The organism is Kosakonia sp. 1610, assembly GCF_050435845.1.
GTDB classification, from domain to species: Bacteria; Pseudomonadota; Gammaproteobacteria; order Enterobacterales; family Enterobacteriaceae; genus Kosakonia; species Kosakonia cowanii.
Genome location: NZ_JBNDKZ010000002.1, coordinates 1 through 19889, shown reverse-complemented (window position 1 = coordinate 19889; position 19889 = coordinate 1). Strand labels below are relative to the sequence as shown.

Sequence of the window (19889 nt, the reverse complement as noted above, 5' to 3'; positions counted from 1 at the left end):
ATGAAATTTATTTGCGTTATTGGGGTGAAAAGCCTCAAAATAGCGTAAAATCGTGGTACGAACTGCCGGGATTTAGTTGCAAATTTTTCAACATTTTATACACTACGAAAACCATCGCGAAAGCGAGTTTTGATAGGAAATTTAAGAGTATGAGCACTATCGAAGAACGCGTTAAGAAAATTATCGGCGAGCAGCTGGGCGTTAAGCAGGAAGAAGTTACCAACAATGCTTCCTTCGTTGAGGACCTGGGCGCTGATTCTCTTGACACCGTTGAGCTGGTAATGGCTCTGGAAGAAGAGTTTGATACTGAGATTCCGGACGAAGAAGCTGAGAAGATCACTACCGTTCAGGCTGCCATTGATTACATCAACGGCCACCAGGCGTAAGTGAACATCTCCAGGCGGTCATTCGACCGCCTGAGTTTTATCTGAGCAATCCCACGAATCTCTTTTTTTATCCCTCCCTGGAGGACAAACGTGTCTAAGCGTCGTGTAGTTGTGACCGGACTTGGCATGTTGTCTCCTGTCGGCAATACCGTAGAGTCTACCTGGAAAGCTCTCCTTGCCGGTCAGAGTGGCATCAGCCTGATCGACCATTTCGATACTAGCGCCTATGCAACCAAATTTGCTGGCTTAGTAAAGGATTTTAATTGTGAAGAGTACATTTCGCGCAAAGAACAGCGCAAAATGGACGACTTCATTCAATATGGAATTGTCGCTGGTATTCAGGCCATGCAGGATTCCGGCCTGGAAGTAACAGAAGAAAACGCCTCGCGTATTGGCGCGGCGATTGGTTCTGGCATTGGTGGTCTCGGCCTGATCGAAGAAAACCACAGCTCCCTCGTCAAGGGTGGGCCGCGTAAAATCAGCCCGTTCTTCGTTCCATCGACCATTGTGAATATGGTGGCTGGCCATTTGACCATTATGTTTGGTCTGCAAGGCCCCAGCATTTCAATTGCGACTGCCTGTACCTCAGGCGTGCACAACATTGGTCACGCGGCGCGTATCATTGCCTATGGCGATGCAGATGCGATGCTGGCAGGTGGTGCGGAAAAAGCGAGTACGCCGCTTGGCGTCGGTGGTTTTGGCGCAGCGCGCGCGCTCTCCACGCGTAACGACAATCCGCAGGCCGCAAGCCGCCCGTGGGATAAAGACCGTGATGGTTTTGTCCTCGGCGATGGTGCAGGCATCATCATGCTGGAAGAGTACGAACACGCCAAGAAGCGCGGTGCAAAAATCTATGCTGAAATCATCGGTTTTGGCATGAGCAGCGATGCTTACCACATGACTTCTCCGCCGGAAAACGGCGCGGGTGCGGCGAAAGCGATGATTCATGCGCTTCGCGATGCGGGCATTGAGCCGTCTCAGATTGGCTATGTGAACGCACACGGCACTTCAACACCTGCGGGCGATAAAGCCGAAGCGCAGGCAGTGAAGTCCGTATTCGGCGACGCAGCTTACAACGTAATGGTCAGCTCGACGAAATCGATGACCGGCCACCTGCTCGGTGCGGCGGGTGCAGTAGAATCAATCTACTCCATCCTGGCACTGCGCGACCAGGCTGTACCGCCAACCATCAACCTGGATAATCCGGATGAGGGTTGCGACCTTGATTTTGTGCCGCACGAGGCGCGTCAGGTCAGCGGTCTGGAGTACACCCTGTGTAACTCCTTCGGCTTCGGTGGTACCAACGGCTCGCTGATCTTCAAAAAAGTGTGATCAACCTGCCGTATAAAGGCCCGCTTGCGGGCCTTTTCTATTCTGATTTATCCCCCTTGTCCTCGGCTTTTCATCCTGCCAAACTGTCTGCCCATGCATACAAGGAGTCGCTATGTTCTTGATTAATGGCACAGAGCAGGCCTCGCTTGCGGCCAATGACCGGGCGACGCAATTTGGCGACGGCTGCTTTACCACCGCACGCATTATCGACGGGCAGATTCAATTTGCTGCCGCTCACCAGCAGCGTCTGCGGCAGGGGTGTGAGCGCCTGGCGATCCCTTTTGTCGCCTGGTCTGCCCTTGAGCAGGAGATGGCCTCGCTGGCGAAAGATCACGATGAAGGCGTTATCAAAGCGGTGATCACGCGCGGTGTGGGCGGGCGGGGCTACAGCCCGGCCAACTGTTCTGCGCCGACGCGCATTGTCTCCTTTGCACCCCGGCCCGCACACTATGCGCGCTGGCAGCAGGAGGGGGTCTCCCTTGCGCTCAGTGAGATCCGTCTGGGGCGCAACCCTGCGCTTGCCGGTATCAAACACCTTAACCGGCTGGAACAGGTGCTTATTCGTCTCGGACTTGAACAAACCGACGCCGATGACGCGCTGGTGCTCGACAGCGACGGCTGGATCACCGAGTGCAGCGCGGGAAATCTCTTCTGGCGGCAGGGTAAAACGGTGTTTACGCCCAGGCTCGATCAGGCGGGCGTGGATGGCATTATGCGGCAATATTGCCTGCGCCAGCTGGCATCTTCTGCGTTTGACGTGGTCGAAGTCAACGCCGGGCTCGATGCGCTGGCACTGGCAGACGAAGCCATTATTTGTAACGCGCTGATGCCCGTTGTGCCGGTTCGCCAGTGGGCGGACAGGCAGTGGCAGGCGCGCGATCTGTACCATTTTTTAGCCCCTCTTTGTGAGCGCATGAATCCATTATGAAAAAACTCTTTGGCGTTGTACTCATTCTGCTGGCGGTACTGGTTGTTGCCGCAGGCGCCGGTGCCTGGAAGGTGCGGCAGCTGGCCGACAGCAAAATTTTGATCAAAGACGAAACCATCTTCACCTTGCCGGCTGGCACCGGGCGCACAACGCTTGGCGAGCTGCTCTATCGCGAAAAGGTGATTAATCGTCCGCGCGTATTCCAGTGGTTGCTGCGCCTGGAGCCCGATCTTTCGCATTTTAAAGCCGGAACCTACCGCTTCACGCCCAACATGACCGTGCGGGAGATGATGCAGTTGCTGGAGAGCGGCAAAGAGGCGCAGTTCCCGCTGCGCTTCGTTGAGGGGATGCGGTTAAGCGACTACCTGAAACAGCTGCGCGACGCGCCATACATTAAGCACACGCTGAAAGATGATGACTATGCGACCGTGGCGCAGGCGATAAAAATGGCGCACCCGGAGTGGGTCGAAGGGTGGTTCTGGCCCGACACGTGGATGTACACCGCCAATACCACCGACGTCGCGCTGTTGAAACGCGCGCATCAAAAAATGGTGCAGGCCGTTGCCCGTGCCTGGGAAGGGCGCGCTGAAGGGCTGCCCTATAAAGATGAAAATCAGCTGGTGACGATGGCCTCGATTATTGAGAAAGAGACCGCCGTCGCCGGTGAGCGCGACCGGGTCGCCTCGGTGTTTATTAACCGGCTGCGCATCGGGATGCGTCTGCAGACCGATCCGACGGTAATCTACGGGATGGGGGCGCGATATAGTGGTAAGCTGTCGCGCGCCGATCTGGAGGCACCGACGGATTACAACACTTATGTGATTAACGGCCTGCCGCCGGGGCCGATTGCCACGCCGGGTGAGGCGTCTCTGAAAGCCGCGGCGCATCCGGCAAAAACGCCATATCTCTATTTTGTTGCCGACGGTAAAGGCGGGCATACGTTTAACACCAATCTCGCCAGTCATAACCGATCGGTGCAGGAGTACCTGAAAGTACTTAAGGAAAAAAATGGGCAGTAAATACATCGTCATTGAAGGGCTGGAAGGCGCGGGCAAAACCACCGCGCGGGATGTCATTGTCGACACGCTGAAAACGCTCGGCGTTAGCGACATGGTCTTCACCCGCGAGCCGGGCGGCACGCTGCTGGCAGAAAAGCTGCGCAGCCTGGTGCTGGATATCCGATCCGTCGGGGATGAAGTGATCACCGATAAAGCCGAAGTGCTGATGTTTTACGCCGCCCGCGTCCAGCTGGTGGATACGGTGATCAAACCTGCGCTGGCAAGCGGAAACTGGGTGATTGGCGATCGCCACGATCTCTCCACCCAGGCCTACCAGGGCGGCGGACGCGGTATCGATCAAACCCTGCTCACCACGCTGCGCGACGCGGTGCTTGGCGATTTCCGCCCCGATTTAACCATCTATCTTGATGTGACGCCGGAAGTGGGCCTCAAACGCGCCCGCGCGCGCGGCGAGCTTGACCGCATTGAGCAGGAGTCGCTCGATTTCTTCAACCGCACACGTGCGCGCTATCTGGAACTGGCGGCGCAAGATCCGAGTATTCGTACCATTGATGCCACCCAGTCGCTGGAAGAGGTTGTAGCCGATATTCGCCGCACCGTTACCGCATGGGTGGAGGAGCAGGGCGCATGAAATGGTATCCGTGGCTACGGCCGGACTTTGAACAACTGGTCGCCAGTTATCAGAGCGGGCGCGGGCACCACGCGTTACTGATCCATGCCCTGGAAGGGATGGGCGACGATGCGCTGATCTACGCCATCAATCGCCTGCTGCTCTGCCAGACGCCGCAAGGAAATAAAAGCTGCGGTCGCTGCCGCGGCTGCGAATTGATGCAGGCCGGTACGCACCCCGATTATTACGTGCTTGCGCCGGAGAAAGGGAAGTCGACGCTGGGCATCGATGCGGTGCGTGAAGTAAATGAAAAGCTGTATGAGCACGCCCGGCTCGGCGGCGCGAAAGTCGTCTGCCTGCCGGATGCCGCGCAGCTCAGCGACGCTGCTGCCAACGCACTGCTCAAAACGCTGGAAGAGCCGCCCGCGCAGACATGGTTTTTCCTTGCCTGTCGCGAGCCTGTGCGGCTGTTACCGACCCTGCGCAGCCGCTGCCGTATGCACCACTTAGCACCACCCGCAGAACAGTACGCCGCGACGTGGCTTTCGCGTGAAGTGACAATGTCACAAGAAGCGATTCTTACCGCGCTGCGCCTGTCGGCTGGCTCGCCGGGTGCTGCTCAAGTGTTGTTGCAGGATGGTAAGTGGAAGCAGCGCCAGGCGCTGTGTGAAGCGGCAAACACTGCGCTGGCTGGCGGTGACTGGCTGGCAATGCTGCCCGCGCTTAATCATGACAATGCCCCGGAGCGCCTGCAGTGGCTTGCTTCGCTGATCCTCGACGCGCTGAAACTGCAGCAAGGCGCAACATTGGTGACTAACGTTGATGCCCCGGCGCTGGTGCAGGGTTTCGCCCGCCAGTGGCGCAGCGACACGCTACATGCGCTTTTGCATGCGCTGTTTACCTGCCGTGAGCAACTGCTGAGCGTCGTTGGCGTCAACCGTGAACTGCTGCTGACTGATTTACTGTTAAATGTGGAGCGTTACCTGCATTCCGGCGTGACGCTTCCTGTATCCCATCTATAAGAGAGACATTATGTTTTTAGTCGACTCGCACTGCCATCTCGATGGCCTTAACTATGAAACGCTGCATAAAAATGTGGACGATGTGCTGGCGAAAGCCGCCGCGCGCGATGTGAAGTTCTGCCTCGCGGTTGCCACGACGCTGCCCGGATACCGGTCAATGCGTGAATTAGTCGGCGAGCGTGAGAATGTGGTCTTCTCCTGCGGTGTACATCCGCTTAATCAGGATGAAGAGTACGAGGTGGAAACCCTGCGCCAGCTGGCGGCAGAAGAGGGGGTAGTGGCCATGGGTGAAACCGGCCTCGACTACTTCTATACCCCGGAAACCAAACCGCGCCAGCAGGACTCTTTCCGCAACCATATCCGCATTGGACGCGAGCTGAATAAACCAGTGATTGTGCATACGCGTGACGCGCGCGCCGATACGCTGGCCATTTTACAAGAAGAGAAGGTGCAGGATTGCGGCGGCGTACTACACTGCTTTACCGAAGATCGTGAAACGGCCGGTAAGCTGCTGGATATGGGTTTTTATATCTCCTTTTCCGGCATTGTCACCTTCCGTAACGCTGAGCAGTTACGTGACGCCGCGCGCTATGTGCCGCTCGATCGCCTGCTGGTGGAGACGGATTCCCCCTATCTGGCACCGGTACCGCACCGCGGGAAAGAGAACCAGCCCGCCATGACGCGCGATGTTGCAGAGTATATGGCGGTGCTGAAGGGCGTCTCCATTGAAGAGCTTGCACAACAGACGACGGAAAACTTTGCCCGCCTGTTCCATATCGCCCCGTCGCGTCTGCAATTAGCCTGAAAAGCAGCTTATTTTAGTACTCGTAATTAATAACCGATAAGAGTAAAGTTCACCGCCATAAAATGGGCGGTGACGGTTACAATTTGACCTAAACAGAGCGGCAAATGTAAGGCAATGTGAGTTTTATTGTCGATGCTGGCTGAAACGTGATAGCGGTCAAACAAACCTGAAACGATTTATTTTACTCTGTGTAATAAATAAAGGGCGCTTAGATGCCCTTCCCACGGCGCGGTTCTCCCCCCGTGCCAATGCGCGAAAGCGTAGAAAAAAGCACTAATACTCAGGAGCACTCTCAATTATGTTTAAGAATGCATTTGCTAACCTGCAGAAGGTCGGTAAATCGCTGATGCTGCCAGTATCCGTACTGCCTATCGCAGGTATCCTGCTGGGCGTCGGTTCGGCAAACTTCAGCTGGCTGCCAGAAGTGGTTTCCCATGTTATGGCCGAAGCGGGCGGTTCCGTTTTCGCCAACATGCCGCTGATCTTCGCGATCGGTGTGGCCCTTGGCTTCACCAATAACGACGGCGTTTCCGCACTTGCCGCCGTTGTCGCCTACGGCATTATGGTTAAAACCATGGCGGTAGTTGCGCCGCTGGTTCTGCATTTACCTGCTGAAGAGATCGCGGCGAAACACCTGGCAGACACCGGTGTTCTCGGCGGTATCATCTCTGGTGCGATCGCAGCGTATATGTTTAACCGCTTCTACCGTATCAAGCTGCCTGAGTATCTGGGCTTCTTCGCGGGTAAACGCTTTGTGCCGATCATCTCTGGTCTGGCAGCAATCTTCACCGGCGTGATCCTCTCCTTCATTTGGCCGCCGATCGGTACTGCTATCCAGACCTTCTCTCAGTGGGCTGCTTACCAGAACCCGGTTGTTGCGTTCGGTATCTATGGCTTCATCGAGCGCTGCCTGGTGCCGTTTGGTCTGCACCACATCTGGAACGTACCTTTCCAGATGCAGATTGGTGAATTCACCAACGCCGCAGGCCAGGTGTTCCACGGCGATATTCCGCGTTACATGGCAGGTGACCCGACCGCAGGTAAACTCTCCGGTGGCTTCCTGTTCAAAATGTACGGTCTGCCGGCTGCCGCGATTGCTATCTGGCACTCTGCGAAACCGGAAAACCGCGCGAAAGTGGGCGGTATCATGATCTCCGCCGCGCTGACCTCGTTCCTGACCGGTATCACCGAGCCGATCGAGTTCTCCTTTATGTTCGTGGCGCCGATCCTGTACGTTATCCATGCGATTCTGGCAGGCCTGGCCTTCCCGATCTGTATCCTGCTGGGTATGCGTGACGGTACGTCGTTCTCTCACGGTCTGATCGACTTCGTCGTGCTGAGCGGCAACAGCAGCAAACTGTGGCTGTTCCCGATCATCGGTATCTGCTACGCGGTGGTTTACTACACCGTCTTCCGCGTGCTGATTAAAGCGCTGGATCTGAAGACGCCGGGTCGTGAAGAGACCACCGAAGAGAGCAAAGCTGGCGTCACCAGCGAAATGGCTCCGGCTCTGGTTTCCGCGTTTGGCGGCAAAGAGAACATCACCAACCTCGATGCGTGTATCACGCGTCTGCGTGTCAGCGTGGCTGACGTAGCGAAAGTGGATCAGGCTGGCCTGAAGAAACTGGGCGCTGCGGGTGTGGTTGTTGCCGGTTCCGGCGTTCAGGCGATTTTCGGTACTAAATCCGATAACCTGAAAACCGAGATGGATGAGTACATCCGCAACAGCTAAGCCATAGTCTGGGGAGACTGAGGGAGCCTGATGGCTCCCTTTTTTATTGCCTGCATTTGCCTTTGTAGGCCGGATAAGGCAACGCCGCCATCCGGCAAAACCACAATGCCGGATGGCGCTAACGCTTATCCGGCCTACAGGTAGCCAATAAAAAAGGAGCCCGCAGGCTCCTTTTGTTGACTGATGCGATATCAGAAGCGGTAATTGGCGCTTACCGAGAAGTTACGCGGCTCGCCGAACACATAGGTGCGGCTGTCGACGTTGGTGTCATATTTCTTGTCGAACAGGTTATCGATATTCGCCTGCACCGAGAGCTGCTTAGTGACCTGATAACGGGCAAACAGATCGACCAGCGCATAGCTGCCCTGTTCAGAGCGGAAATTGCCGTTGGCGGTGCTGACATTCGCCCAGGTGCTGTTCTGCCAGTTAACGCCGCCGCCGACGGTTAACTCTTGCAGCATCGGCAGGCGATAGCTGGTGAAGGTTTTGATCGACGTACGCGGCAGGTTCGGGTTCACCGCATTGCCATCTTTATCATCGGCAACATAGCGTGTGGCACCGAAAGTCATCTGCCAGTTATCCGTCAGCGCGCCGTTAATTTCCAGCTCCACGCCTCTACTCACCGCGCCATCAACCGCTTCATACGCGCTTTCGCCGCTGGTGCCCGGCACCACGCCGCCGGTTGTTTGCCCAAGGTTATCCTGCTCGATACGGAACACGGCGAGTGAAGCGGTTAAACGGCTGTTCATCCAGTCAGATTTGACGCCCAGCTCGTAGTTTTTCCCGGTTACCGGCGAGAGATATTTCCCCTGCGCGTCACGGTACTCCTGCGGTTTAAAGATGGAGGTGTAGCTGGCATAGGTCGACCAGGTATCGTTGATGTCGAAAATCAGACCCGCATAGGGTGAGAGGTTGTTCTTCTCCAAATCCTGCGTCAACGTCTCAAGTTTGTATTTGGTATAACGCGCGCCCGCAATCAGATGCAGCGGATCGGCAAGCGAGATACGCGTCGCCAGATAAGCTGACTGCTGACGAATAGTATCTTCCTGCGCCAGGCTCAGCGGTGCCCACTGGGTTTCCGGGTAGTTGCCGTTAAAGTTGCTGTAGTTGCCGAGCGACGTATCGAGGATATTCTCCCACGAGCTAAAGTAGCGGTTATTTTGCTTGCTCAGATTGCCGCCGACCATCAGCTCATGCTGGCGACCAAACAGCTCATACGAGCCATTAGCAAAGGTATCCAGCGCATCGACTTTACGCATGCCGGTGTTATACCCGGTGCCGCCGACATAGGGGTAAGACGCACCATAAGGGCTGACCATCAGTCCGGTGGATTTATCGACCGTGCCGTCGACATAGAGTGCTTTACTGTCGAGTTGTGTCTCAGTATGGGTGCCGTTCACCGTCAGCAGCCAGTCACTGCCGAGGCTCTGTTTCACCGTCGCGAAGGTGCGTTTGGAGACTTTATTGTTGTAGGCCCAATCCGGCGCGGTGCTGTCGCTGCGGCTCGGGTGGGTTTTTGTGCCGTCGGTATACCAGCGCGGCAAGCCGCCCCACGTTGGGCTATCAACGTCGGTCTCCTGGTAGTCATAGCCAACGGAGAAAGCGGTCGATGCGGTCAGATCGACATCCAGCACGCCGTAGAAGAACTTCTTCTCCTGGCTGTAGCGGTCAAGCCAGCTGTCATTATGCTGGTAACCGGCCACCGCACGGCCACGGATCCGGCCATCATCCGTCAGCGGCGTGGAGACGTCCGCCACGTAACGCTGTTTATTCCAGCTGCCATACTCGGCCGAAACGTTTGAAGTGAACTCGCGGCTATCGGCGTGCTTGCGCACCATATTCACGGAAGCGGATGGGTTGCCCGCCCCGGTCATCAGTCCGGTTGCGCCGCGTACCACTTCAATGCGCTCATACATGGCCGTATCGGAAAGGGCATCGCCCAGGTTCCAGCGGGTTTCAAAAATCGTCGGAATACCGTCGACCATATAGTTATCAATCAGGAAGCCGCGCGAGTAGTAGGTGCTGCGATCGGAGTCTGCCGCGCTCTCGAACACGCCGGTGGTGTTCTTCAGCACATCGCCCAGCGTTTCCAGCTGCTGATCCTTCATCCGCTGTTGGGTAGTAATGCTGATGGATTGAGGAATATCGCGCTGCACCAGCGTCATTTTGGTGCCTGCCGCAGTGGTCTGCGTATTGTAATCCTGTTCGGTCAGGGCACGGGCGTCGGCAGCGCTGGTTCCTTCAACGACCACCGTCTCTTCACTGCCGGCGGCAAAACCGGTGGCCGGGATGAGCGCGAAAGCAATGGCAACGGCCAGCAGGGAAGGGGCGGCCGTACAGGCGCGTGCGCCGAAGCGGCCATTCTGCGGGAAAGACATGATAAACCCTTAATGGTGTGTGAGCAGAACCAGCAGCCAGTACGTTGCTGGCTACGGGAAGTAAATGCGTCAGCGCGAGGCGCGCATGGAAATGCAAATGCGAAATATACGCATTCACTTCACTGGTGTAAACAGATGTAATTATCGATTATGAAATGCGATTTCATCTCTGCCGGGCGGCGTCTGCGCCTGCCACAATCAGGCCAGGCGTAAAAGGGGAAAGAAAAACAGCGTTATAGTTGAAAGAACAAGAGAATCTCGATCATACTCTAGGGCACATAATTGACGACGACGGCGGGCCAGGCCCGCACTCATAAAAGGAAAACGTCATGGCCGAAGAGACCATTTTCAGCAAAATCATTCGTCGCGAAATTCCGGCGGACATCGTTTATCAGGATGAACTGGTTACCGCCTTTCGCGATATCTCTCCGCAAGCACCGACACATGTGCTGATCGTGCCGAACCTGCTTATCCCAACCGTCAACGATGTAACGCAGGCCCATGAGCAGGCGCTGGGGCGCATGATGACGGTTGCTGCGAAAATCGCCCGTGATGAAGGGATTGCCGAAGATGGCTATCGCCTGATCATGAACTGCAATCGTCACGGCGGGCAGGAGGTTTACCATATTCATATGCACCTGCTGGGCGGGCGCATGCTGGGGCCGATGCTGTCTCACAAAGGGCTTTAAGATGAGCGTCGCGCGTGTTGCGTTACTGCTGACGGCGTTAGCGCTTGTCGGCTGCGGCTCCCGGCCCGCAATCCCGGTCGCCAGCAATCAAACGTTGGTGATGGAGTCCTCCATCCTTGCCGCAGGCATCATCGCGCAGCCGCCGACCATGAGCCGGGAGGCGCTGCAGCCTTCCGCCTCCTCAGAGATCTATAACGAACGCCAGCAGCCCGTCACGCTGCACTATCGCTTTTACTGGTATGACGCCAGAGGTCTGGAGATGCACCCGCTGGAAGCGCCGCGCAGCGTAACGGTTCCCGGTAATGCCACCATGACACTCTACGGCAGCGCTAACTATCTCGGCGCGCACAGCGTCAGACTCTATCTCTATCTCTAAGAGGTGACACTTGATTAAGACCATTGGACGCTACGCGTTACTGACCACACTTGCCATGCTGCTTGCAGGCTGTATCACCGACCAGCAACCGGCTCCGGTTGAGCAGGCAGGCGGCGGAGCGACGCAACCCGCGCAACCTCAGCAGCCGCAGCAGCCGATTCCGGGCGTGCCTTCCGTGCCAACGCTGCCGCAGCAGCCAGGCCCGATTGAACACCCGGATCAGAACGGCCAGCCAACCCCGCGCGAGCGTCACTATGACTGGAACGGTGCGGTACAGCCGATGGTGGGCAAAATGTTGCAGGCCAGCGGTGCCAACGCCGGCAGCGTTCTGCTGGTGGACAGCGTAAACAACCGCACTAACGGTTCGATTAACACCGGCGAAGCGACGGAAGTGGTGCATAACGCGCTGGCAAACAACGGTAAATTCACCCTGATTACCGCCCAGCAATTGGCTGTCGCCAAGCAGCAGCTCGGCCTGTCGCCGCAGGACAGCCTCGGCACGCGCAGCAAAGCAATGGGCATTGCGCGCAATGTCGGCGCACAGTATGTGCTCTACTCCAACGCAACCGGCAATGCCAATGCGCCTTCGCTGCAAATGCAGTTAATGCTGGTGCAGACCGGCGAGATTATCTGGTCAGGTAAAGGTGCCGTTCAACAGCAGTAATCTGACGCGTGACGCCATCCTGTCACGCTACTTTCCGCACTACGCTCCCGTCGCCAGCCAGCATGTTGGGCTGAGCGGCGGGAGCTGTCTGATAAGCGACGGGCAGCAGACGCTGGTGCTTCGCCAGCAGCATCAGGCCGCGCCAGCCTCCTTTCTGCGCCAGTATCGTCTGTTGCGCCATCTTCCTGCCACTATTGCGCCGCAGCCCCTTTTTTTCGCGGCTGGCTGGATGGCGATCGACTATATTCCCGGCACGATCGACACCGCGCTGCCGCAGGCCGACGCGCTGGCGAGATTGCTGTATGATCTGCACCGGCAAAAATGCTTCGGCTGGCGCATCACGCTATTGCCGCTGCTGGAGCGTGACTGGCAGTGCAGCGCGCCCGCACGGCGCACGCCCTTCTGGCTGCGGCAGCTAAAACGGCTGCGGCGTCAGCGTGAGCCACTGCCGCTGCGCCTTGCGCCGCTGCATATGGATGTTCACGCCGGGAATATTGTGCACGGCGAGAAGGGGCTACGGCTTATCGACTGGGAGTATGCTGGCGACGGCGATGTGGCGCTGGAGCTGGCCGGGATCTGGTGCGAAAACGAGGCGCAGCGCAGCGATATTGCCGCGCGCTATGCAATGCAGGCGAATATCGATCCGCCTCTGCTCTGGCGGCAGGTTAAGCGCTGGCGGCCATGGGTGTTGATGCTGATGGTCGGCTGGTATGAACGCCGCTGGCAGCAGACCGGCGATCAACAATTTATTATGCTGGCGAATGAAATATGGCGTCAGCTTCAGTCTGAAGGATAAGAGAGGTAAGTGTGGGTCCAGTGATGTTGGATGTTGAAGGGTACGAACTGGATGCGGAGGAGCGCGAGATCCTGGCGCATCCGCTGGTTGGCGGCTTGATCCTCTTTACCCGGAATTATCACGATCCCGAACAGCTGCGCGAGCTGGTGCGCCAAATCCGCGCGGCTTCCCGCCACCGGCTGGTGGTGGCGGTCGATCAGGAAGGCGGGCGCGTGCAGCGTTTTCGCGACGGTTTCACCCGTCTGCCAGCGGCGCAATCTTTCGCGGCGCTGCTTGGCATGGAAGAGGGCGGACGGCTGGCGCAGGAGGCGGGCTGGCTGATGGCGAGCGAGATGATCGCCATGGATATCGATATCAGCTTTGCGCCGGTGCTGGATGTCGGGCATATCAGCGCGGCGATCGGTGAGCGTTCTTACCATGCGGATGTGCAGAAAGCGTTAACACTCGCCACCCGCGTGATTGATGGCATGCACAGCGCAGGCATGAAAAGCACTGGTAAACACTTCCCGGGCCACGGCGCGGTAACCGCAGACTCGCACAAAGAGACGCCGTTCGATCCGCGCCCGCTGGCAGAGATCCGCGCAAAAGATATGTCCATTTTTAAGACGCTGATTGAGCAGAACAAGCTGGATGCCATTATGCCGGCACATGTGATCTACACCGATGCCGATCCGCGTCCGGCCAGCGGCTCACCCTGGTGGCTGAAAACCGTGCTACGCGGTGAGCTGGGTTACGACGGCGTGATTTTCTCCGACGATCTCTCGATGGAGGGGGCGGCGATCATGGGCAGCTACGCTGAACGCGGGCAGGCATCGCTGGATGCCGGTTGCGATATGATCCTGGTCTGTAATAATCGTAAAGGTGCCGTTGAGGTGCTGGATAACCTGTCACCGATCAATGCAGAGCGTGTTACACATTTGTATCATAAAGGTTCTTTTTCTCGTCAGGAGTTGATGAGTTCGGCGCGCTGGAAAGCGGCTCACAACGAGCTGGAACAGCTGCACGAACGCTGGCAGGCGCATAAAGCTGCGCATTAACCCTGCGGACAAACCGTCGAAGTGGTGAGGATACCATGATTATCTATTTACACGGTTTTGACTCGAACAGCCCCGGCAACCACGAAAAGGTGCTGCAACTGCAGTTTATCGACCCCGATGTCCGGCTGATTAGCTACAGTACGCGGCATCCGAAACATGATATGCAGCATCTGCTCAAAGAAGTAGATAAGATGCTGCAACTCAATGTCGATGAGCGCCCGCTGATTTGCGGCGTCGGTCTGGGCGGTTACTGGGCAGAGCGCATCGGTTTTCTCTGCGATATCCGCCAGGTGATCTTCAATCCCAATCTCTTTCCTTATGAAAATATGGAAGGGAAGATCGACCGGCCGGAAGAGTACCGGGATATTGCCACCAAGTGCGTCGCCAACTTTCGTGAAAAGAACCGCGACCGCTGTCTGGTTATCCTCTCGCGTCAGGATGAGGCGCTCGACAGCCAGCGCACTTCAAATGAGCTGCACCACTATTACGAGATTGTCTGGGACGAAGCGCAGTTCCATAAGTTCAAAAACATCTCACCGCATCTGCAGCGCATTAAAGCCTTCAAAACCCTCGGTTAATCCCTCTCTTAGCGGCAGGTTTCCCCCTGCCGCAGCACCCTTTTTCCGCCTTTTTAGCGCGTAACTTGCGCCGCTACGGCTACACTTGCTCATCTTTGCGGCAGCAAAACTTGATGTACATCAATTTTGGTATGACCATTGAACCGTTCGTGATATTCTCGTGGTCAATGCATGGTTGCCAGCTCGTAAACCATTGTTAATTAAGGGCTATTTTTATAACTTTTAGTTAACAATTGGTTAATATTTTAGGGGGTCACTTTGACTACACCATTGAAAAAAATCGTGATTGTAGGCGGTGGTGCTGGCGGGCTTGAGCTGGCAACGCAGTTAGGCAAGAAGCTGGGTCGCGGTAAAAAAGCGAAAATCACCCTGGTGGATCGCAATCACAGCCATTTATGGAAACCACTGCTGCATGAAGTGGCGACCGGCTCCCTCGATGAAGGCGTCGATGCGCTGAGCTATCTGGCGCATGCGCGTAATCACCATTTCCAGTTCCAGCTCGGTTCCGTTATCGACATCAACCGCGAAAGCAAAACGCTGACGCTGGCCGAACTGCGTGATGAGAAGGGCGATCTGCTGGTGCCGGAGCGCAAGCTGGCGTATGACACGCTGGTGATGGCGCTGGGCAGCACCTCTAACGACTTCAACACCCCGGGCGTGAAAGAGCACTGCATCTTCCTCGACAACCCGCACCAGGCGCGTCGTTTCCATCAGGAGATGCTTAACCTGTTCCTGAAATACTCCGCTAACCTTGGCGCAAACGGCAAAGTGAATATCGCTATCGTTGGCGGTGGAGCAACGGGCGTTGAGCTGTCGGCCGAACTGCATAACGCGGTCAAACAGCTGCACAGCTACGGCTATAAAGGGCTGACCAACGAGGCGTTGAACGTAACGCTGGTAGAAGCGGGCGAGCGTATTCTGCCTGCGCTGCCGCCGCGTATTTCGGGCGCTGCACACAATGAGCTGACCAAAATGGGCGTACGCGTTCTCACGCAGACAATGGTCACCAGCGCCGATGAGGGCGGTCTGCACACCAAAGAGGGTGAGTATATTCAGGCCGACCTGATGGTGTGGGCTGCGGGCATCAAAGCGCCGGACTTTATGAAAGAGATTGGCGGCCTGGAGACTAACCGCATCAACCAGCTGGTGGTGGAGCAGACGCTGCAAACCACGCGCGATCCGGATATCTACGCGATTGGCGACTGCGCCTCCTGCGCGCGTCCGGAAGGCGGTTTTGTGCCGCCGCGCGCCCAGGCTGCGCACCAGATGGCAAGCCTTGCGCTGCATAACATCCTCGCGCAGATCAAAGGCAAGCCGCTGAAGAATTACGTCTATAAAGATCACGGCTCGCTGGTGTCGCTTTCTAACTTCTCCACGGTCGGTAGCCTGATGGGTAACCTGATGCGCGGCTCGATGATGGTCGAAGGGCGTATTGCGCGCTTCGTCTATATCTCGCTCTACCGTATGCACCAGGTGGCGCTGCACGGTTACTTTAAAACCGGGCTGATGATGGTGGTTGGCAGTATCAACCGCGTGATCCGCCCGCGCCTCAAGCTCCACTGATCCTTCTGCTGCTCTCCGCCTTTCGGCGCGGGAGCAGCATATCCCTCTGCCTGATGTGCCTTTAGCGCTCAGACAACTCTGAATAACTCTGCTTTCACCTGCCGAACCCCTATTTTTGCGCGATTTCTGATTGGCTGCCCTCTTGCACCATTGCAAAATTGTTACCAATAGCCAACCAGGGAGAGAATCCTGTGAATAAATCAATGTTAGCGGGTATCGGTATTGGCGTGGCCGCTGCACTGGGCGTTGCCGCAGTCGCCAGCCTCAATGTTTTTGATCGCGGGCCGCAATATGCGCAGGTGGTATCGGCCACGCCGATCAAAGAGACGGTGAAAACGCCGCGAGAGGCGTGTCGCAATGTCACGGTAACGCATCGTCGTCCGGTGCAGGATGAGAACCGTATTACCGGTTCCGTACTGGGTGCGGTAGCGGGCGGTGTGCTTGGCCATCAGTTTGGCGGCGGGCGCGGACGCGATGTGGCGACCGTTGTCGGTGCGTTAGGCGGCGGTTATGCAGGCAACCAGATTCAGGGCGGTATGCAGGAGCGGGATACCTACACGACCACTCAGCAACGCTGCAGCACGGTATATGACAAATCGGAAAAAATGCTCGGTTATGACGTGACCTATAAAATCGGCGACCAGCAGGGGAAAATCCGCATGGATAAAGATCCTGGCACGCAGATTCCGCTGGATAACAACGGTCAGCTGATTCTGAATAACAAAGCATAAAAAAGCAGTACTCTGCATATTGGCTCCTCATCGCTCAGGCTGAGGAGCCTTTTTTTGCCATAAAAAAGCCTCGCATCATGCGGGGCTTTTTCGTTGTTAAATAAAGTCTTGTTGGCGAACAACCAGCAATCCGGTAATGAGGACAGAGACAAATGCGAACAGTACCGAGCCACCCAGCAAGACCCACAGACCAAATAACAATGTAATTACTATTAACACTTTGATGAATGGTAATAGCAAAATCATTTCCATTTCCTTCTGCATGTGATTAGTCAGTAAAAGACCCTTTATCCTCATAAGAATTATCGGTACTACGCGTAGAGTGAGAGCAAGGGAAAAGTGACGCCTGAAATACATACTTATTGTTTTATATTGCCGCCGACAATGATTAGCGATGCAATAATCACAATTAAGCATAGCAAAGCCTGGAAAATGGCTGATAGTTTTTACCTATTGTTGAATTGTGTAATCACTATCACAGAGAGGGAATGAGACGGAGATCCGTCTCATTTTTTTATTACGCTTTGATCAAATCTGGCCACAGGCGCAGGGTGGTGCGGGTGATTTGCAGCAGCTTCTCAAGGCTTGCGCCTTCGCGGGCGCTGATGGACATGCCCTGTAAGATGCAGCCGAGAAACTGCGCAAGGGAGGCGATATCCACGCCTGCCGGGATCTCGCCTTTCGCCTGCCGCTGTGCGAGGAAGTGCTGCAATGTCTCCTCCTGGCGGGCATGACGCGTTTTAATCGTCTTCGCAATCTCCTGCGACGAGGCGGCAAGCGTCGCAGAGGTGTTAATCATAAAGCAGCCCGCGGGCGTATCGGTGCTAGTAAAACACCTGGCGATAGCAGAGAAATAGTCCAGCAACGCCTGTTCCACCGGCTTCTCTTCGCACTCCAGCAACGCTTCATGCTGCCTGGCGAAACGGGCGATATAGCGATCGAGGACCGCGCGAAACAGCCCCTCTTTATTGGTGAACTCTGCGTAGAGCGTCGGTGCTTTTGCCCCGGTCGCTTCTACCAGATCGGAGAGTGATGTGGCTTCATAGCCATGCTGCCAGAATAGCGTCATGGCTTTATCGAGCGCCGCTTCCCTGTCGAACACTTTCGGTCGGCCACGGCTTTTTTTCGTACAACTGCTGACTTCACTGGTCATATCGCCGCTTCTTTGTTGGTTTGTTGAATAGCCATTATAAAAATAATCCTGGTGAATGACCAGTCGCAAAACCGCACATATTAATAAATCATATGCTTATGAAAATTAAGAACTATTTAAATTAGTTAATGAGCGTTATAAAAAAATATTGACGGGTGATATAGATCACACTTATGATTTACCTATCGATCATTAACTTAATGCTTAACGACCTCCGTTCACCTGCATCAGGACAATCATTATGAAAACCATCAACACGCTGTTTACCGCCGCTGTTTTAAGTACTCTCTCATTTGCCAGCTTTGCCGCCGTTGAGGTGCAGTCCGCACCGGCCGGGCAGCAGGAGCTTACCGCCATCGGCGTGACCGGCAGCACCAACCTCGCATCCGTTGAGAAAAAAGTGGCTGAGAAAGCCGAACAGCTGGGCGCGTCCTCTTACCGCATCACCTCCGTGACCGGCTCCGATCGCCTGCACGGTACCGCAGTGCTTTACAAATAAGCTCACCACCCTCGAGCTACGCCACTGCAATAAAAAAGGCCCTGCACAACGTGCAGGGCCTTTTTGTTTATGCGCGGGCGTTACATCGCTTGCATACTCTCTTGTGCATGTTTGGTCACGTCCACCGGCATACCCGAGCGCAGCTCAATAGCCTGCGCCATCACCGCCGCATCGCTTTCAGCCTGAAACGTCTTCATCGCCGCATTGAGCGGGATCGGCAGCGTTTTCGGATCATCATTGATCGATTCGGAGAGCGGCTGATGCACCTCCACCAGCCGCGTGCCGTCTGGCTCGACGGAGGCTTTAATCGGCGTGTTGATGATATTGACCGATGTACCCGGGCTGATTGCAGCAAACAGCGCGGCAATATCGCTATCCCGCAGGCGAATACACCCGGAGCTGACGCGCATACCGATACCAAAATCAGCATTGGTGCCGTGCAGCAGGTAAACGCCACCGTAAGCGGCGAGGCGAATCGCATGATGGCCCATCGGGTTATCCGGCCCGGCTGGCATCACCGGCGGTAACTCGATTCCGCGCGCTTTGTAGCGGGCGCGGATATTGGCGGTTGGCGTCCAGGTTGGGTTGGCCCGTTTATCGGAAACGGTGGTCACCATCGTCGGCGTTAACGTATCGCCGCCCAGTTGGCCAATGCCGATCGGGTAGATGGTGACCTCGTTTTTTCCGGGGGGATAGTAGTAAAGACGCAGCTCGGCGAGGTTAATCACAATCCCTCTGCGCGGCACATCCGGCAGCAGTGTTTGCAGCGGGATGGTGACAACGCTGCCAGCGCGCGGCACGAAGGGGTCAATACCGGGGTTAGCCTGTAACAGTGCGAGGAAGCCAACGTCATATTTTTTGGCGATCGCCTCCAGCGAACCGCCATCGTTCTCAACAATATGGAAACGGTTTTCGCCCACCAGCTTGCTGCCCGCAGGCGGCAGCGGCCAGGTATTTGCCCGGGCGGGCAAGGCGAAGATAAGCGTAGCGGCGACGGCGAACAGCGTCATCCAGTGAGCGAAGCGCGACATTTTGAACATGATCATAATCCATGTAAATCATAAGGTTATTTCTATAAGACAACTCAATAGGATTATGCTCATCACGTTCGTCGGGAAACCCTGGTTATTGCAAAGCATTTGTAAATATTACAAAAAAAGACGCGGGTGAGGGGAAAACATCGTGTTCGTAGGCCGGATAAGGCGGTACGCCGCCATCCGGCAAAACGCGGGCAGAATGTTCGACTCTTGCTCCCAAAAACATGCCTGATGGCGCTGCGCTTATCAGGCCTACAAAAGGGCACGAACCCGTAGGCCGGATAAGGCGGTACGCCGCCATCCGGCAATAAAGCGAGCGGGGTGTTTGACCGTGGTTCCCAAAAACATGCCTGATGGCGCTGCGCTTATCAGGCCTACAAAAGGGCACGAACCCGTAGGCCGGATAAGGCGGTACGCCGCCACCCGGCAAAAAGCGGGCAGGGTGTTCGACCGTGGTTTCCAAAAACATGCCTGATGGCGCTGCGCTTATCAGGCCTACAAAAGGGCACGAACCCGTAGGCCGGATAAGGCGGTACGCCGCCATCCGGCAATAA

Annotated in this window: 20 protein-coding genes; 17 read left to right on the top strand and 3 right to left on the bottom strand. The window is 56.0% G+C overall.

Annotated elements, in window-relative coordinates; translation table 11 throughout:
- Positions 1 to 149: 149 nt before the first annotated feature.
- The 8 genes from acpP to ptsG all read left to right on the top strand — a co-directional run bounded on the left by acpP (position 150) and on the right by ptsG (position 7834).
- Positions 150 to 386 (top strand): acyl carrier protein, encoded by a 237-nt coding sequence (acpP, locus tag ABIC80_RS08105; RefSeq protein WP_000103754.1) that lies wholly within the window; start codon positions 150 to 152, stop codon positions 384 to 386.
- 90 nt (positions 387 to 476) lie between these two features.
- Complete coding sequence (fabF, locus tag ABIC80_RS08100; protein WP_094420225.1) at positions 477 to 1718, top strand: beta-ketoacyl-ACP synthase II; 1242 nt, start codon at positions 477 to 479, stop codon at positions 1716 to 1718.
- A gap of 112 nt (positions 1719 to 1830) precedes the next feature.
- Complete coding sequence (pabC, locus tag ABIC80_RS08095) at positions 1831 to 2646, top strand: aminodeoxychorismate lyase (protein WP_429176563.1); 816 nt, start codon at positions 1831 to 1833, stop codon at positions 2644 to 2646.
- Positions 2643 to 3665, top strand: coding sequence for a cell division protein YceG (yceG, locus tag ABIC80_RS08090; protein WP_042713171.1), 1023 nt, complete (start codon positions 2643 to 2645; stop codon positions 3663 to 3665). Before pabC ends, yceG begins: the two co-directional genes overlap by 4 nt.
- A complete protein-coding gene (tmk, locus tag ABIC80_RS08085; RefSeq protein ID WP_429176561.1) occupies positions 3655 to 4296 on the top strand; it encodes a dTMP kinase in 642 nt (213 codons plus the stop codon). The genes yceG and tmk overlap by 11 nt, the downstream gene beginning before the upstream one ends.
- A complete protein-coding gene (gene holB, locus ABIC80_RS08080; protein ID WP_429176558.1) occupies positions 4293 to 5297 on the top strand; it encodes a DNA polymerase III subunit delta' in 1005 nt (334 codons plus the stop codon). The genes tmk and holB overlap by 4 nt, the downstream gene beginning before the upstream one ends.
- A 10-nt stretch (positions 5298 to 5307) precedes the next feature.
- Positions 5308 to 6102 carry a metal-dependent hydrolase gene (locus ABIC80_RS08075; protein WP_429176556.1) on the top strand — a complete coding sequence of 265 codons (795 nt, stop codon included), beginning with the start codon at positions 5308 to 5310 and terminating at the stop codon, positions 6100 to 6102.
- Between the two features lie 298 nt (positions 6103 to 6400).
- On the top strand, positions 6401 to 7834 hold the full coding sequence (gene ptsG, locus ABIC80_RS08070) for a PTS glucose transporter subunit IIBC (RefSeq protein ID WP_023481473.1): 1434 nt from the start codon (positions 6401 to 6403) through the stop codon (positions 7832 to 7834).
- A gap of 191 nt (positions 7835 to 8025) precedes the next feature.
- On the opposite strand, the gene fhuE is transcribed toward ptsG, so the two are convergent.
- Positions 8026 to 10212 carry a ferric-rhodotorulic acid/ferric-coprogen receptor FhuE gene (gene fhuE / locus ABIC80_RS08065; protein WP_429176553.1) on the bottom strand — a complete coding sequence of 729 codons (2187 nt, stop codon included), beginning with the start codon at positions 10210 to 10212 and terminating at the stop codon, positions 8026 to 8028.
- Positions 10213 to 10541: 329 nt separating this feature from the next.
- Here fhuE and hinT point away from each other — a divergent pair, with 329 nt between their 5' ends.
- The 8 genes from hinT to ABIC80_RS08025 all read left to right on the top strand — a co-directional run bounded on the left by hinT (position 10542) and on the right by ABIC80_RS08025 (position 16646).
- Positions 10542 to 10901 (top strand): purine nucleoside phosphoramidase, encoded by a 360-nt coding sequence (gene hinT, locus ABIC80_RS08060; protein ID WP_429176551.1) that lies wholly within the window; start codon positions 10542 to 10544, stop codon positions 10899 to 10901.
- Between the two features lies 1 nt (position 10902).
- Positions 10903 to 11277 (top strand): YcfL family protein, encoded by a 375-nt coding sequence (locus ABIC80_RS08055; RefSeq protein WP_094420220.1) that lies wholly within the window; start codon positions 10903 to 10905, stop codon positions 11275 to 11277.
- Between the two features lie 10 nt (positions 11278 to 11287).
- Positions 11288 to 11941, top strand: a complete 654-nt coding sequence (gene lpoB, locus ABIC80_RS08050; RefSeq protein WP_094420219.1) for a penicillin-binding protein activator LpoB — start codon at positions 11288 to 11290, stop codon at positions 11939 to 11941.
- Positions 11922 to 12737, top strand: a complete 816-nt coding sequence (gene thiK, locus ABIC80_RS08045; RefSeq protein WP_200579363.1) for a thiamine kinase — start codon at positions 11922 to 11924, stop codon at positions 12735 to 12737. Before lpoB ends, thiK begins: the two co-directional genes overlap by 20 nt.
- Before the next feature lie 11 nt (positions 12738 to 12748).
- Positions 12749 to 13774: a beta-N-acetylhexosaminidase gene (gene nagZ / locus ABIC80_RS08040; RefSeq protein WP_094420217.1), complete on the top strand. Its 1026-nt coding sequence runs from the start codon at positions 12749 to 12751 to the stop codon at positions 13772 to 13774.
- Between the two features lie 35 nt (positions 13775 to 13809).
- Complete coding sequence (gene ycfP / locus ABIC80_RS08035) at positions 13810 to 14352, top strand: alpha/beta hydrolase YcfP (protein WP_429176549.1); 543 nt, start codon at positions 13810 to 13812, stop codon at positions 14350 to 14352.
- A 258-nt stretch (positions 14353 to 14610) separates the two neighbouring features.
- Positions 14611 to 15915 (top strand): NAD(P)/FAD-dependent oxidoreductase, encoded by a 1305-nt coding sequence (locus tag ABIC80_RS08030; RefSeq protein WP_094420216.1) that lies wholly within the window; start codon positions 14611 to 14613, stop codon positions 15913 to 15915.
- 191 nt (positions 15916 to 16106) lie between these two features.
- Positions 16107 to 16646, top strand: a complete 540-nt coding sequence (locus tag ABIC80_RS08025; protein WP_023481678.1) for a glycine zipper 2TM domain-containing protein — start codon at positions 16107 to 16109, stop codon at positions 16644 to 16646.
- Positions 16647 to 17163: 517 nt separating this feature from the next.
- On the opposite strand, the gene ABIC80_RS08020 is transcribed toward ABIC80_RS08025, so the two are convergent.
- Entirely contained in the window at positions 17164 to 17799 is a 636-nt protein-coding gene (locus ABIC80_RS08020) for a TetR/AcrR family transcriptional regulator (protein WP_076769689.1), read from the bottom strand.
- Between the two features lie 241 nt (positions 17800 to 18040).
- Here ABIC80_RS08020 and bhsA point away from each other — a divergent pair, with 241 nt between their 5' ends.
- Positions 18041 to 18298 carry a multiple stress resistance protein BhsA gene (gene bhsA, locus ABIC80_RS08015; RefSeq protein WP_042715368.1) on the top strand — a complete coding sequence of 86 codons (258 nt, stop codon included), beginning with the start codon at positions 18041 to 18043 and terminating at the stop codon, positions 18296 to 18298.
- An 80-nt stretch (positions 18299 to 18378) separates the two neighbouring features.
- Here bhsA and ldtC read toward each other — a convergent pair whose 3' ends face one another.
- A complete protein-coding gene (gene ldtC, locus ABIC80_RS08010) occupies positions 18379 to 19338 on the bottom strand; it encodes a L,D-transpeptidase LdtC (RefSeq protein ID WP_429176547.1) in 960 nt (319 codons plus the stop codon).
- Positions 19339 to 19889 lie beyond the last annotated feature (551 nt).

Excerpts from the sequence above, each read along its gene's own strand:
- acpP (WP_000103754.1), top strand. The coding sequence starts at position 150 with ATGAGCACTATCGAAGAACGCGTTAAGAAAATTATCGGCGAGCAGCTG.
- pabC (WP_429176563.1), top strand. The coding sequence starts at position 1,831 with ATGTTCTTGATTAATGGCACAGAGCAGGCCTCGCTTGCGGCCAATGAC.
- yceG (WP_042713171.1), top strand. The coding sequence starts at position 2,643 with ATGAAAAAACTCTTTGGCGTTGTACTCATTCTGCTGGCGGTACTGGTT.
- tmk (WP_429176561.1), top strand. The coding sequence starts at position 3,655 with ATGGGCAGTAAATACATCGTCATTGAAGGGCTGGAAGGCGCGGGCAAA.
- holB (WP_429176558.1), top strand. The coding sequence starts at position 4,293 with ATGAAATGGTATCCGTGGCTACGGCCGGACTTTGAACAACTGGTCGCC.
- ABIC80_RS08075 (WP_429176556.1), top strand. The coding sequence starts at position 5,308 with ATGTTTTTAGTCGACTCGCACTGCCATCTCGATGGCCTTAACTATGAA.
- ptsG (WP_023481473.1), top strand. The coding sequence starts at position 6,401 with ATGTTTAAGAATGCATTTGCTAACCTGCAGAAGGTCGGTAAATCGCTG.
- fhuE (WP_429176553.1), bottom strand. The coding sequence starts at position 10,212 with ATGTCTTTCCCGCAGAATGGCCGCTTCGGCGCACGCGCCTGTACGGCC.
- hinT (WP_429176551.1), top strand. The coding sequence starts at position 10,542 with ATGGCCGAAGAGACCATTTTCAGCAAAATCATTCGTCGCGAAATTCCG.
- ABIC80_RS08055 (WP_094420220.1), top strand. The coding sequence starts at position 10,903 with ATGAGCGTCGCGCGTGTTGCGTTACTGCTGACGGCGTTAGCGCTTGTC.
- ycfP (WP_429176549.1), top strand. The coding sequence starts at position 13,810 with ATGATTATCTATTTACACGGTTTTGACTCGAACAGCCCCGGCAACCAC.
- ABIC80_RS08020 (WP_076769689.1), bottom strand. The coding sequence starts at position 17,799 with ATGACCAGTGAAGTCAGCAGTTGTACGAAAAAAAGCCGTGGCCGACCG.
- bhsA (WP_042715368.1), top strand. The coding sequence starts at position 18,041 with ATGAAAACCATCAACACGCTGTTTACCGCCGCTGTTTTAAGTACTCTC.
- ldtC (WP_429176547.1), bottom strand. The coding sequence starts at position 19,338 with ATGTTCAAAATGTCGCGCTTCGCTCACTGGATGACGCTGTTCGCCGTC.